The sequence below is a fragment of the Nocardia takedensis NBRC 100417 genome, assembly GCF_000308695.1.
GTDB classification, from domain to species: Bacteria; Actinomycetota; Actinomycetes; order Mycobacteriales; family Mycobacteriaceae; genus Nocardia; species Nocardia takedensis.
The window spans coordinates 89,241-101,991 of sequence record NZ_BAGG01000011.1; the positions used below are offsets into that span (position 1 = coordinate 89,241).

At 68.9% G+C, this 12,751-nt stretch carries 13 protein-coding genes; 7 read left to right on the plus strand and 6 right to left on the minus strand.

The window, feature by feature from the left end:
- Positions 1-264 precede the first annotated feature (264 nt).
- Complete coding sequence (gene cydC / locus ON30_RS03195; protein ID WP_051028880.1) at positions 265-2,175, plus strand: thiol reductant ABC exporter subunit CydC; 1,911 nt, start codon at positions 265-267, stop codon at positions 2,173-2,175.
- 223 nt (positions 2,176-2,398) lie between these two features.
- Here cydC and ON30_RS03200 read toward each other — a convergent pair whose 3' ends face one another.
- From ON30_RS03200 to ON30_RS03230, 6 genes are all read right to left on the minus strand, one after another.
- On the minus strand, positions 2,399-3,097 hold the full coding sequence (locus ON30_RS03200; protein ID WP_040704053.1) for a heme-binding beta-barrel domain-containing protein: 699 nt from the start codon (positions 3,095-3,097) through the stop codon (positions 2,399-2,401).
- Between the two features lie 177 nt (positions 3,098-3,274).
- Positions 3,275-3,580, minus strand: coding sequence for a DUF1416 domain-containing protein (locus ON30_RS03210; protein ID WP_040704054.1), 306 nt, complete (start codon positions 3,578-3,580; stop codon positions 3,275-3,277).
- Between the two features lie 4 nt (positions 3,581-3,584).
- Positions 3,585-4,418 carry a sulfurtransferase gene (locus tag ON30_RS03215; RefSeq protein WP_040704055.1) on the minus strand — a complete coding sequence of 278 codons (834 nt, stop codon included), beginning with the start codon at positions 4,416-4,418 and terminating at the stop codon, positions 3,585-3,587.
- A gap of 32 nt (positions 4,419-4,450) precedes the next feature.
- Entirely contained in the window at positions 4,451-4,942 is a 492-nt protein-coding gene (locus ON30_RS03220; RefSeq protein ID WP_040704128.1) for a DUF4395 domain-containing protein, read from the minus strand.
- A gap of 277 nt (positions 4,943-5,219) precedes the next feature.
- Positions 5,220-5,669 carry a thioredoxin family protein gene (locus ON30_RS03225; RefSeq protein ID WP_040704056.1) on the minus strand — a complete coding sequence of 150 codons (450 nt, stop codon included), beginning with the start codon at positions 5,667-5,669 and terminating at the stop codon, positions 5,220-5,222.
- Complete coding sequence (locus ON30_RS03230) at positions 5,666-6,484, minus strand: LmeA family phospholipid-binding protein (protein ID WP_040704057.1); 819 nt, start codon at positions 6,482-6,484, stop codon at positions 5,666-5,668. The genes ON30_RS03225 and ON30_RS03230 overlap by 4 nt, the downstream gene beginning before the upstream one ends.
- Positions 6,485-6,679: 195 nt before the next feature.
- Here ON30_RS03230 and ON30_RS03235 point away from each other — a divergent pair, with 195 nt between their 5' ends.
- The 6 genes from ON30_RS03235 (at position 6,680) to pstB (ending at position 12,581) form a co-directional block, all read left to right on the plus strand.
- The gene (locus tag ON30_RS03235; RefSeq protein WP_040704058.1) at positions 6,680-7,450 is read left to right on the plus strand and encodes a winged helix-turn-helix transcriptional regulator; all 771 of its coding nucleotides are present in this window, start codon (positions 6,680-6,682) and stop codon (positions 7,448-7,450) included.
- 48 nt (positions 7,451-7,498) lie between these two features.
- Positions 7,499-8,461: a mycothiol synthase gene (gene mshD / locus ON30_RS03240; RefSeq protein WP_051028881.1), complete on the plus strand. Its 963-nt coding sequence runs from the start codon at positions 7,499-7,501 to the stop codon at positions 8,459-8,461.
- Positions 8,462-8,675: 214 nt separating this feature from the next.
- Entirely contained in the window at positions 8,676-9,788 is a 1,113-nt protein-coding gene (gene pstS, locus ON30_RS03245) for a phosphate ABC transporter substrate-binding protein PstS (RefSeq protein ID WP_040704059.1), read from the plus strand.
- A 91-nt stretch (positions 9,789-9,879) separates the two neighbouring features.
- Complete coding sequence (gene pstC / locus ON30_RS03250) at positions 9,880-10,881, plus strand: phosphate ABC transporter permease subunit PstC (RefSeq protein ID WP_051028882.1); 1,002 nt, start codon at positions 9,880-9,882, stop codon at positions 10,879-10,881.
- Positions 10,881-11,786 (plus strand): phosphate ABC transporter permease PstA, encoded by a 906-nt coding sequence (pstA, locus tag ON30_RS03255; RefSeq protein WP_040704061.1) that lies wholly within the window; start codon positions 10,881-10,883, stop codon positions 11,784-11,786. Before pstC ends, pstA begins: the two co-directional genes overlap by 1 nt.
- A gap of 18 nt (positions 11,787-11,804) precedes the next feature.
- Positions 11,805-12,581: a phosphate ABC transporter ATP-binding protein PstB gene (gene pstB / locus ON30_RS03260; RefSeq protein WP_040704062.1), complete on the plus strand. Its 777-nt coding sequence runs from the start codon at positions 11,805-11,807 to the stop codon at positions 12,579-12,581.
- The last annotated feature ends 170 nt before the right edge of the window (positions 12,582-12,751 follow it).

Genomic DNA, 12,751 nt, shown 5'->3' on the forward strand with positions numbered 1-12,751 from the left:
CCATTCGCGGTGGGCGGGTCGAAGTGCGCGCGGCCGATGTCGAGGTGGTGGCGTGATGTCTCTCATCGGGCGGTCGATTCTTCGAGGTGGGCGGGGGCGGGTCGAAGGGCGCGCGGCCGACGTCGGGGTGGTGGCGTGATGTCTTTCATCGGGCGCTCGGCTACTCGCGGTGCGAGTGGGCGGAAGGACACTCCGGCTGCGCGCGTAGCGGGGGTGGGGCGCGGCGGCGGACGAGAGCTGTCGTGGGTATCCGATGTGCGGGGGATGTGGCGATTGCTGGACCTGTCGCCGTGGCGGGTACTGGTGGCGGTGGCCTGGGGGACCGCGGCGTTGGGCAGCGCGCTCGCGTTGGCGGCGCTGTCGGCGTGGTTGATCGCCCGGGCCTGGCAGATGCCGCCGGTGCTCGACCTGAGTGTGGCGGTGGTCGCGGTACGGGCGCTGGGCATCTCGCGCGGATTGGCGCGCTACCTCGAGCGGTTGGCGACCCACGACGTCGCGCTGCGGTCCATGACGACCGCCCGCGCCACCGTCTACGGCACGCTCGCGCGGTCACCCGCATGGCTGCGGCGGCGGGTGAGTTCGCCCGCCGGAGCAATCGAAGCGGGGCCGTGGACAGCCGAACCCGGGGCGGCGGTCGGCTCGGGCGTATTTGATCGTCGTCCACCGATCGACGGTTCGGGGGTGCCCGCACCCGATCGAGCAAGCCGTCGGGGCGAACCCGAGATGCCTTCGTTCGAGCGTTCCGCACCCGACGCTTCCGCGTTGCGGCGCGGGGATCTGCTGGTGCGGATCGGGACCGATATCGACGATCTCGGCGCGTTCGTGGTGCGGGTGCTGGTCCCGGTGGCGGTCGCGGTGCTGCTCTCCGGTGCGGCCGTCGGACTGCTCGCCACGATCTCGGTGCCCGCTGCCGCGATTCTGGCGCTCGCCCTGCTGGTGACCGGCGTGGCCGCGCCGTGGCTGTCGGCTCGCGCGGCCCGGGACGCGGAACTCGCCGTGCGCGCCGACCGCGCCGAATTCACCGCGCGGGCCGTCACCGTCCTGGACCACGCCGCCGAACTGCGCGTCGCGGGCCGCCTGGACGACGCCGTGCGCGAAGCGCGAGAGGCCGGTGAGCGGGCCGCCGTCGCCGAGGACTCCGCGGCCGCCCGCAGCGCCTGGGCCGTGGCCGCGACCCCTCTCTCGATCGGGGTCAGCGTGCTGGCCGCACTGCTCATCGGCATCACCCTGTACGGCCCCGACGGCGGCGCACTCGGCACGATGACGCCGATGGCGCTCACCATCCTGGTCCTGCTCCCGCTGTCCGCCTTCGAGGCGGTCGGTCCGCTCCCGGCCGCGGCCCGCGCCTACACCACCGCCCGCGCCGCCTACCGTCGCCTGAGCGACCTCGCGGACGAAGAGCCCCGCGTGACGAACGCTTCGGCCCGAGCGACCGACGAAACGGCCCGCTCGGCCGAGCTGTCACGCTCCGACCGGTTCGAGTCCGCTCTGCCCGAAGTCGTCCGTCTCTTCCCCGACCTGCCCGAGGGCAGGCGGATCGCCGTCGTCGGTCCGAGCGGTGCGGGCAAGACCACGCTGCTCATGCGGTGGGCGGGGTTGTTCGGCGTCCGGCGGACCGACACCACCTTCTTCGCCGAGGACGCTCACCTGTTCGGCACGTCGGTCTTCGAGAATCTGCGCGTGGCACGGGGCGATCTGACGGAGGCCGAGGCGGAGAAGGCGCTGCGTGCGGTGGGGCTGGGCGACTGGCTCGACACGCTGCCCGCCGGTCTCGGCACCGAACTGGTGGGCGGCGCGGCGGCGGTGTCGGGCGGTCAGCGCCGCCGGATCCTGCTGGCCCGCGCGCTGCTCGCCCCGGCGCGGGTGCTGCTGTTGGACGAACCCACCGAACACCTGGAGGCCGAAGCGGGCGCGACCCTGGTGCGCGACCTGCTCGACCCCGCGAGCGGCTTGGTCGACCCGGACCGCGTCGTGGTGGTGGTCACCCACCAACTGCCCGCCGACCACCGCGCCGACCTGGTGCTGAGCCTGGATGCGCACGGCGGCGTCGACGTCGCCGACCAGCGGATTCCGCCCTCCGGAAAATCCGTTGCACACCCCCCGCGCCTTTCAGTACCGTCGTCGGTACACAAGGAAGGAGGTGGTTCGAAGAATGGTTATCCAACGGACACGTGAGGTGGCTGTCCGCTAGCGCCACCGCTGCAGGTGGATTCCGCCGCGCGAGCGCCAGCGAATCCAAAGCAGCCACCCGGCCCCCGAGCCCCCGGTCCGTCCGACCGGGACCCGTGCGTATTGCATCGCACCGGTATGGCTCGGGGGTCGTTCCGTTTCGAAAGCGACCCGCCGATTCCGCCTGTCCCGACCTGCGGTGTCGAGGCTAATCTCGAGCGGTGACCGTTCAGCCGATGTAGCGGTGCAGGCGGGCGGAGAGGCGGGGTTGGAGGGGGCCGTCGGCCACCACTCGCTCCTCGACGTAGGCGAAGTCGCCGCCTTCGACGATGCCGTAGAGGCGTTTCGCGCCGCCGACCACGATGCCGGACTGGGAGCGGATCACGACGTCGGTGGCCAGTTCCCAGGACGACTGGGTCAGCGCGGTGCCGTAGAACAGTTCGACGATGCCGGTGCTGTGGGTGAGCAGCAGTTCGATGACTTCGTCGCTGCCGTCGACGCCGACCCGCCAGAATCCGCTCTCGCGCAGATCGGGCCCGCCGTAGGACCCGTCGGCTTCGATGACCCAGGAGCGGGAGTCCCAGGCGAGGAAATCGCCGCCGTCGTGGGAGACCACGATCTGCTGGCCGAAGCGGTAGTCGCCGCGGTCGGGATCGTTGCCTTCGCCTTCACCGCGCCACACGCCGACCATCGGCAGCAGCGCCAGCATGGCGGAGCTCAGGTCGGGGCCCAGGCGCAGGTTGGCCGTGTCCTCGGGGAGGGGGAGGTCCGGCAGGACCGGAATGTTGCGCGCGCCGGTGGACTTCGCCCGTTCGGCCGCCTCGGCCACCGCCTCGTCGCCACTGCGACGGGCGGAATGCCCATTGCCGTTCATGTGCTCGCTCGCTCGCTCGGCCGGATCGGATCCCTCGCTCGCGAGATCGCTCATGACTCGGTGAACAGCCGGTAGAAGACGTAGAGGCCGAACCAGCCGATCAGAACGGCGACGGCCACCAGCAGAATCTCGAAGAAGAGGACCACATCCGGAGTCTATCGACTCTTGCTCGTTCCGACACAACGGCCCCGGCGCTTCCGAGGAAGGGCCGGGGCCGTGGATGCCGGAGACCTACTTGGCGACCGCCACGTCCACGCTGTGGACGCCCGCGCCTTCGGGGCGGACCTCGGCCGAGCCGTTGCCCGCCGAGGACAGCGCGCGCACGGTCCAGGCGCCGGGAGCGGCGAAGAAGCGGAAATCACCGGTGCCCGAGGCCACGACCTCGGCGGTGAAATCACCGTTGCCGTCGAGCAGGCGCACGAACGCGCCGCCGACCGGCTGACCGTCGGTGCTCAGGACACGGCCGGTGATGACCGTCTCCTTCTCCACGTCGACGCCTGCGGGGATGGTCTGTCCCTGGGTGGGTGCTGCGCACATGTGATTACTCTCCCAATTCGATCGGGGCCCCGACGAGGGAGCCGTATTCGGTCCAGCTGCCGTCGTAGTTCTTGACGTTCTGGTGGCCGAGCAGTTCCTGCAGCACGAACCAGGTGTGCGAGGAGCGCTCGCCGATGCGGCAGTAGGCGATGGTGTCCTTCTCGCCGTCGAGGCCGGCTTCCTTGTAGATCTCGGTGAGTTCGGCGTCGGACTTGAAGGTGCCGTCCTCGTTCGCGGCCTTGCTCCACGGCACGTTGATCGCGCTGGGGATGTGGCCGGGGCGCTGGCTCTGCTCCTGCGGCAGGTGGGCGGGAGCCAGGATCTTGCCGGAGAACTCGTCGGGGGAACGCACGTCGACGAGGTTCTTGGTGCCGATGGCCGCGATGACCTCGTCGCGGAAGGCGCGGATGGTCAGGTCGGGGGCGGCGGCCTTGTACTGGGTGGCCGGACGGCTCACGGCGTCGGTGGACAGCGGGCGCCCGTCGAGCTCCCACTTCTTGCGGCCGCCGTCGAGCAGCTTGACGTTGTTGTGGCCGTACAGCTTGAAGTACCAGTACGCGTAGGCGGCGAACCAGTTGTTGTTGCCGCCGTACAGCACGACCTCGTCGTCGTTGGAGATGCCGCGCGCCGAGAGCAGGTCGGAGAACTGCTCCTGGTTGACGAAGTCGCGACGAACCTGATCCTGCAGGTCCTTCTTCCAGTCGAGCCGGACGGCGCCCTCGATGTGCCCGCCGTCGTAGGCGGAGGTGTCCTCGTCGACCTCGACGAAGACGACGCCGGGGGCGTTGAGGTTCTCTTCGGCCCAGTCGACGGAGACCAGGACATCGGAGCGAGCCATGTTGTTCCTTTCGGGGTGGTGACGTGCAGGGTTCAGTTCGATGCCGGGGATTCGGCGGGACCGGTCCGGCGCAGCCGGGTGACCAGCGGGTAGAGCTTGCAACCCAGGCAGATCCCGAACGCCGCGTTCAGGAACGCGGCGAACAGGGCGAAGCCGACGAAGATCGCGCCGACGACGGTGGAGCCGGCCAGGAATCCCAGCAGGCCGACGGCGCTGAAGACCAGGCCGAGCAATTGGGCGAACCGCAGCGGGGTGGCGGGTTCGGTTTCCGAGGTGGGGGCCAGACGCGGCGCGACGAACGCGGCGAAGAGCCGACCGTAGGGGTGGCGGCGCGGGCCGTTGAGCGCGCCGAGGGCGAACACGACGCCCTGGGCGGCCAGCAGCACGGCGGCCAGGAGGGGGGACGCGATCGCGACGAGCAGGATCACGACCAGGACGGCGGTGGTGACCCAGGCGGCGAAGCGAGGTCCGCGGACGTCGACCCGATCGGGATCGACGGTGGTGGTGTCGGTGGTGGACGGCATCGGTACTCCTGCGCTGAACATCTCTTCTGATGAGGGGATATCGGCCAGTTCACCGGGGGATCGGGTGATCACTCGCTACGGCGAACGGCGGTCGGCGTCAGGGAATTCGGACGGCCGACCGGTCAGCGGCACAGGCAGCAACAACCACCGAGCCGACACAGATCCACTGTGCGGCGTCGGGTGAGCATGAGCTCGTGGTCGGATTGCACGTCGAACAGTTTACCCAACTCGGCGGGGAAATGGACCCGGGGTCGGAAAGGTGACCCCGCGGGCGAGGTCAGGCGGGGTCGGCGACCGTCAAGGGGGCCAGAGCCGTGCGCAGGTCGCCCGCCTTGGGGACGCCGGAGATGCGGAAGCGTTCGCGGCCCTGTGCGTCGAAGACGAACGTGGTGGGCAGCGACAGGACGTTGAGTTCGCGCGCCAGCGTCGGTTCGGCATCGATGTCGATCTCGATATCCCTGGGGGGCAACGAGGTTTCGGACAGTTCCTCGGTGACGCCCGCGACCACGCGCCGCACGGCGTCGCAGGGGCCGCACCAGTCGGCGGAGAAGTGCAGGACCGCGGGCACCGACCCGGTGACGCCCGCGCCCGCGAGCAGTTCGGTGCGCGCCGAGACGACCTCGGCGACCTTGTCGGTGCCGCGCACGGCCCCTTCGCGGGCGCGCAGCGCGAGACCCAGTGCGGTGGCCGCGACCAGCATGACCGCCAGAATTGTGATTTCCATCATGGTCTTTGCAATCTGTCCAGATCGATCGTGATGTTCTCGGCCTTGCCCTCGACCTGGATCTGCCCGCCGAGGGCGAACACCTTGGTCGGTTCGATGCCGAAAGGGAGTTCCTTGGTATCGATGATGCGCGAGAACCGCGCGAGCACGCCGGGCCGGTCCGGTTCCGGCACCACGACCGAGGTCGGCAGGTCGGGTCCTGAGCCCTTGTAGAAGCCGGTCGCGGTGATCTCCACCTGATTGCCCACCAGGCGCAGATCGGCCTGCACGCTGACCTTGTCGCCGGTCAGTTGCGCGCCGCTGCCGCCCTGACCGACGGGTGTGCCCGGCAGCGTGCCGGTGAGGATGAGTTTGCCGTCGGCGGTGGTCATCCCCGACCCGCCGGACCCGCCGGTGCCGTCGGATTTGTCGGCGGGCCGCGAATGGACCTGGAGGTCCGGGATGTTGAACAGCCTGCCCAGTTCCACCGGTTCGATCACCATGCGGGCGTCGAGTTTCTCCACCGGGACCTTGCGCACCCGGCCGTCGGACAGGTCGCGGAACGGCAGTCGCACCCCGGTGAGGTTGGCCTCGACGTAGATCTGTCCCGCGATGTCGGTGCGCACCGCCTGGGCGCGGATGCCGACGCTCTGGTAGCGCCCGGCCAGCGCCTGGCCGAGGAAGGGGAACCCGTGGATGGTGACTTCGGGGTCGGCGCTCAGGTCGGCCCCGACGCGCAGCGCACGGGACACGCGGTACTCCGAATAGGCCGCCGCGCCGAAATCGACGACGACCGCCAAGCCCGCGAGGACCAGCAACCCGATGATCAGCTTGCGCATGTCGGAGACACTACTTGGACACTACTCGGCGTCGGCCGAGTGCCCGAATGCTCGCCTCGACTGTTGACTTGTCACCCGGACCGCGAGGTCATCGGGGTTCACGCGCTAATCTTGCATCCGAATCACCTGTGATCAGCGACGTGGCCGAGCAGTGTTGCTGTGTGTCCTGCGGAGCTACTAGATAGGAGGAGTGCCATGGAGCTGCTCCTGCTGACTTCCGACCCCGACCCCGAGTCGGTGTTGCCCTCACTGGCCCTGTTGGCGCACAACGTGCGCCCGGCGCCGACCGAGGTCGCATCGCTGCTCGAAGCCGGCACCGCGGATGTCGCACTCGTAGACGCGCGCACCGACCTGGCGGCCGCGCGCGGCCTGTGCCGACTGCTCGGCAGCACCGGGTCGTCGGTGCCCGTGGTGGCGGTGCTGACCGAGGGCGGTCTGGTCGCGGTCAACGCTGACTGGGGTCTGGACGACATCCTGCTGCCGGGCACCGGTCCCGCCGAACTCGACGCGCGCCTGCGCCTGCTGGTCGGGCGCAACGGCGGTGTGGCGAGTCCGGAGAACACCGGCAAGATCACGCTGGGTGAGCTGGTCATCGACGAGGGCACCTACACCGCGCGACTACGCGGTCGCCCGCTCGATCTGACCTACAAGGAATTCGAGTTGCTGAAGTACCTCGCGCAGCACGCGGGCCGGGTGTTCACCCGCGCGCAGCTGTTGCAGGAGGTGTGGGGCTACGACTTCTTCGGCGGCACCCGCACCGTGGACGTGCACGTGCGGCGGTTGCGCGCCAAGCTCGGCAGCGAGTACGAATCGCTGATCGGCACCGTGCGCAACGTCGGCTACAAGGCGGTCCGTCCCGCGCGCAACGCGCCGAAGGGGGAGGCTCCGGTCTTCACCGAGGAGGACGCCGTCGAGGGCGAGGAGGCCCCGTTGGCTCCGACGCCCGCGAACGGTTCCGCGCAGTAGGTCGACGCGCCGCGGGGCGGGGCCGGTACGACGAGAGGGAGAGTGTCGATGGCGGACGTGCGGACGCGCTGGGCCGAGGACGTGGACGCCGGGACGGCCGAGGCGGTGCGCGCGCTGCTGGAGCGGGCGCGCGCGGCCGACGGGGTGGCCCCGGTCTCCGAACAGGCGGTGCTCTCGCTGGGCACGGCGGGCGCGGCCCGGCATCTGCTCGCCGAGGGGCCCGACGGCCCGGTCGGTTACGCCGCTCTGGTCGAAGGGCACGACGAGCATCCGGCGATGGCCGAGGTCGCGGTCGACCCGTCGGCGCGCGGGGCCGGGATCGGCGCGGGGTTGGTCGCCGAGGCCCTGGCGGAGGGCGGTGCGGGCACGCGGGTGTGGGCGCACGGCGACCTGCCCGCGGCCAAGGCCGTCGCGGCGCGGCTGGGTTTGCTGACCGCGCGCGAACTGTGGCAGATGCGTCGCTCTCTGGTTACGCCGGAGCTACCCGAGCTGCTCGTGCCCGCGGGGCTGACGCTGCGGACCTACGCCGGTCCGGCCGACGACGCGGAGGTGTTGCGGGTCAACAATGCGGCGTTCTCCTGGCATCCCGAACAGGGCGGTTGGTCGGATCGGGAAATAGCCGCCCGCCGCGCCGAATCATGGTTCGATCCGAACGGTCTGTTCCTGGTCGCCGACACCGACAATCCCGACCGCATTCTCGGATTCCATTGGACCAAGGTGCACACCGAGGAGACACCGCCCGTCGGGGAGGTGTACGTGGTGGGCATCGACCCCGCCGCGCAGGGCCGGGGCCTGGGACGCCTGCTGACCCTCGCCGGTCTGCGACACCTGCGCGAGCGCGGGCTCGCCGAGGTTCTGCTGTACACCGAAGCCGACAACACCGCGGCCGTGCGCACCTATACCCGACTCGGTTTCGCACCCGCCCATATCGATGTCGCCTACGCGATGCCCGAGGCCGCCGGAAGTGCGCCGAGCGAATGGGAAACGGGGACGGCGGAGGCCGTCCAGTAAAACTGCGGCAAATCTCACGGAGACCGCAGCCGATAGCGCCGGCCTGTTCATTCTCCGTTCACCGGGACTGGTCCAACTGTCAACCGGGCGACCTTACGTTACTAAAGGGCAGCGCATTTGCTGCCTGGTGCGCAAGTTCCCCGCGAACGGCACCACAACACCCGCCCGGGCCGGTGAGGGACCGGGCGTGTCGGACGTGATTCCCGGAGGAATAGTGAAGCTCAAGCGCAGCAGCGCCCTCGTCGGTGTGCTGGCCGCCGTCGCCATGCCGTTGGCCGCCTGTGGCAGCGACGACAACTCGTCGGGTGACGCAGGCAACGCCGCCAACAGCAGCGTCGCCTGCGGCGGCAAGCAGTCGCTCAAGGCCAGCGGTTCGTCCGCGCAGAAGAACGCCATGGAACGCTTCATCGCCGCCTACGAGGCCAACTGCGACGGCGCCACCCTGAACTACACCTCGAGCGGTTCCGGCGCGGGCGTCAACGAGTTCATCGGCGGCCAGACCGACTTCGGCGGGTCGGACTCGCCGCTGAGCAACAGCAAGCAGGAGCCCGCCAAGGCCCAGGAACGCTGCGCCTCGCCCGCGTGGAACCTGCCGACCGTCTTCGGCCCGATCGCCGTCACCTACAACATCGACGGCGTGAGCGACCTCGTGCTCGACGGCCCGACCGCCGCCAAGGTGTTCAACGGCGCGATCAGCACCTGGGACGCCCCGGAGATCAAGGCGCTCAACCCGAACGCCAAGCTCCCCTCGGACAAGATCGCCGTGATCTTCCGCTCGGACGAGTCGGGCACCACCGACAACTTCCAGCTCTACCTCGACGCCGCCTCCGACGGCGCGTGGGGCAAGGGCGGCGGCAAGACCTTCAACGGCGGTGTCGGTGAAGGCGCCAAGGGCAACGAAGGCACCTCGGCCGCGATCAAGAGCACCAAGAACTCGATCACCTACAACGAGTGGTCCTTCGCCAAGTCGCAGAACCTCTCCGTCGCGCAGATCGTCACCTCCGCCGGCAAGGAACCGGTGAAGCTGTCGGTCGAGTCGGCGGGCAAGGCCATCGACGGTGTGAAGATCAAGGGCGAGGGCAACGACCTGGTCCTGGACACCACCTCGTTCTACAAGCCGACCGTGGCGGGCTCCTACCCGCTCATGATGGCCACCTACGAGATCGTGTGCTCCAAGTACAGCGACCCGGAGACGGGCAAGGCCGTCAAGGCGTTCCTGACCTCGGCCACCACCAACGGCCAGAAGGGCCTCGAGGACAACGGGTACATCCCGATCCCCGAGCAGTTCAAGACCCGTCTGACCACCGCGATCAACGCCATCTCCTGATCGCGACATCATGACCGTGCACCCTGAACAGGTGACCGCAGCGGGCTCGTCGGACTCGACGGGCCCGCAGGCGGCTGGAGATACTGCGACCATGTCGAGCGAAACCCATCAAGACGTGAGCCTCTCCGAGGAGCAGCCCACCGAGCAGCCCTCGGCGAAGCGTCAGCCGCACAGTCAGCGGGCCGAGACCATCTTCCGGGCGCTGGCCGTCGCGGCCGGTGCGATCATCGTCGCGTCCATCGCGTTGATCGCACTGTTCCTGCTGATCCGCGCGGTCCCCTCGCTCAGGGCCGACCAGGTGAACTTCTTCACCAGCACCGAATTCAACACCACCAATGCCGACGATCTGCGTTTCGGCATCAAGGACCTGTTCATGGTCACGGTGTTGAGCTCGATCTTCGCGCTGGTGATCGCGGTTCCCATCGGTGTCGGCATCGCACTGTTCCTGACCCACTACGCGCCGAAGCCGATGGCGCGCCCGTTCGCCATGCTGGTCGATCTGCTGGCGGCCGTGCCCTCCATCGTCTTCGGTCTGTGGGGCTTCCTGGTCCTGGCCCCCAAGCTGGGCCCGGTGCAGGAATTCCTCAACGAGAACCTCGGATGGTTCTTCCTCTTCTCCGAGGGCAACGTGTCCATCGGCGGCGGCGGCACCATCTTCACCGCGGGCGTGGTGCTGGCGGTGATGATCCTGCCGATCATCACCTCGGTCTCCCGTGAGGTGTTCAACCTCACCCCGGTCAACCACATCGAGGCCGCGCAGGCCCTCGGCGCGACCAAGTGGGAGGTCGTGCGGATGACCGTGCTGCCCTACGGTCGCAGCGGTGTGATCGCGGGTTCCATGCTCGGCCTCGGCCGCGCGCTCGGTGAGACCATCGCGGTCCTGGTCGTGCTGCGCACCTCGGCGCAGGCGGGCGGATGGTCGCTGTTCGACGGCGGCTACACCTTCGCCTCCAAGATCGCCTCGGCGGCTTCGGAGTTCAGTTCGCCGCTGCCCACCGGCGCCTACATCGCGGCAGGCTTCGTGCTGTTCGCGCTGACCTTCGTGGTCAACGCGCTGGCCCGCCTGGCCTCGGGCGGAAAGGTCAATCAGTGATGACTACGTCCTCGACGCTCGACAAGCCGGTCAAAGCCCCTACGTTCCGCGACGTGAGCACCGGCCGCAAGATCAAGAACAATGTCGCGACCGGTTTGGTCGCGCTGTGCTTCGCCATCGCGCTGGTCCCGCTGGTGTGGGTGCTGTGGATGGTCGTCAGCGAGGGCATCACCGCGGTCGCCTCGCTCGACTGGTGGCAGAAGTCGCAGAAGGGCATCCTGCCGGATCAGACCGGCGGCGGTGTCTACCACGCGATCTACGGCACCATCGTGCAGTCCGCGCTCGCGGCGGTCATCGCGGTGCCGCTGGGCATCATGGCGGCGATCTACCTGGTCGAGTACGGCCGCGGCAGGCTGGCCAAGGTCACCACCTTCATGGTCGACATCCTCGCCGGTGTCCCCTCGATCGTGGCGGCCCTGTTCATCTTCGCCCTGTGGATCGCCACCTTCGGCGCCCCGCAGAGCGCCTTCGCGGTGTCGCTGGCCCTGGTGCTGCTGATGCTGCCGGTGGTGGTGCGCAGCACCGAGGAGATGCTCAAGCTCGTCCCCGACGAGTTGCGCGAAGCCTCCTACGCGCTGGGCGTGCCCAAGTGGAAGACCATCGTCCGGATCGTCGTGCCCACCGCGGCGCCCGGCATGATCAGCGGCATCCTGCTCGCTCTCGCCCGCGTCATGGGTGAGACCGCGCCGGTGCTGGTGCTGGTCGGCTACGCCAAGTCGATCAACACCAACATGTTCGACGGCAACATGGCCTCCCTGCCCCTGCTGATCTACCAGGAGCTGGCCAACCCGGAGGCCGCGGGACGCGAACGTGTCTGGGGCGCGGCCCTGACCCTGATCCTGCTGATCGCCCTCCTGTACGCCGCGGCGGCGGTTGTCAACAAGTTGCTCACCCGCAACCGATAAGCGAAACGGAAGACTCGCATGGCCAAGCGCATCGACGTCAAAGATCTGAACATCTTCTACGGCAAGTTCCACGCGGTCGCCGATGTGGATCTGACCGTGCTGCCCCGCAGCGTCACCGCCTTCATCGGCCCGTCCGGTTGCGGCAAGTCCACCGTGTTGCGTTCGCTCAACCGCATGCACGAGGTCACCCCGAACGCCCGCGTCGAGGGTGCGGTCCTGCTCGACGGCGAGGACATCTACGGCTCGGGCGTTGACCCCGTCGGCGTGCGCCGCACCATCGGCATGGTGTTCCAGCGGCCGAACCCGTTCCCCACCATGTCGATTCGCGACAACGTGGTGGCCGGGCTGAAGTTGCAGGGTGTGCGCGGCAAGAAGGAACTCGACGAGGTCGCCGAGCGCTCGCTGCGCGGGGCGAACCTGTGGAACGAGGTCAAGGACCGTCTGGACAAGCCCGGTGGCGGCCTCTCGGGTGGTCAGCAGCAGCGTCTGTGCATCGCGCGGGCGATCGCGGTCTCGCCCGACGTGCTGCTGATGGACGAGCCCTGTTCGGCGCTGGACCCGATCTCCACCTTGGCGATCGAGGACCTGATCACCGAGCTGAAGAAGGAATTCACCATCGTCATCGTCACGCACAACATGCAGCAGGCGGCACGCGTGAGTGATCAGACCGGCTTCTTCAACCTGGAGGCCCAGGGCAAGCCCGGCAAGCTGATCGAGATCGACGACACCGAGAAGATCTTCTCCAACCCGGGCCAGAAGGCGACCGAGGACTACATCTCCGGTCGTTTCGGCTAGACCCCGGATACCGGATCGGCCCGCGTGGGATATCCCGCGCGGGCCGATCTCGTTGTCCTACCGGGCGTTGCGGGCGCGGGTCGGAGTTCTCGGTGCCCGGGACGCCGAACGGCCCCGGACCGAACGGTCCGGGGCGGGGGCACACGTGTCTGTTCCGAATTCGCGGCGTC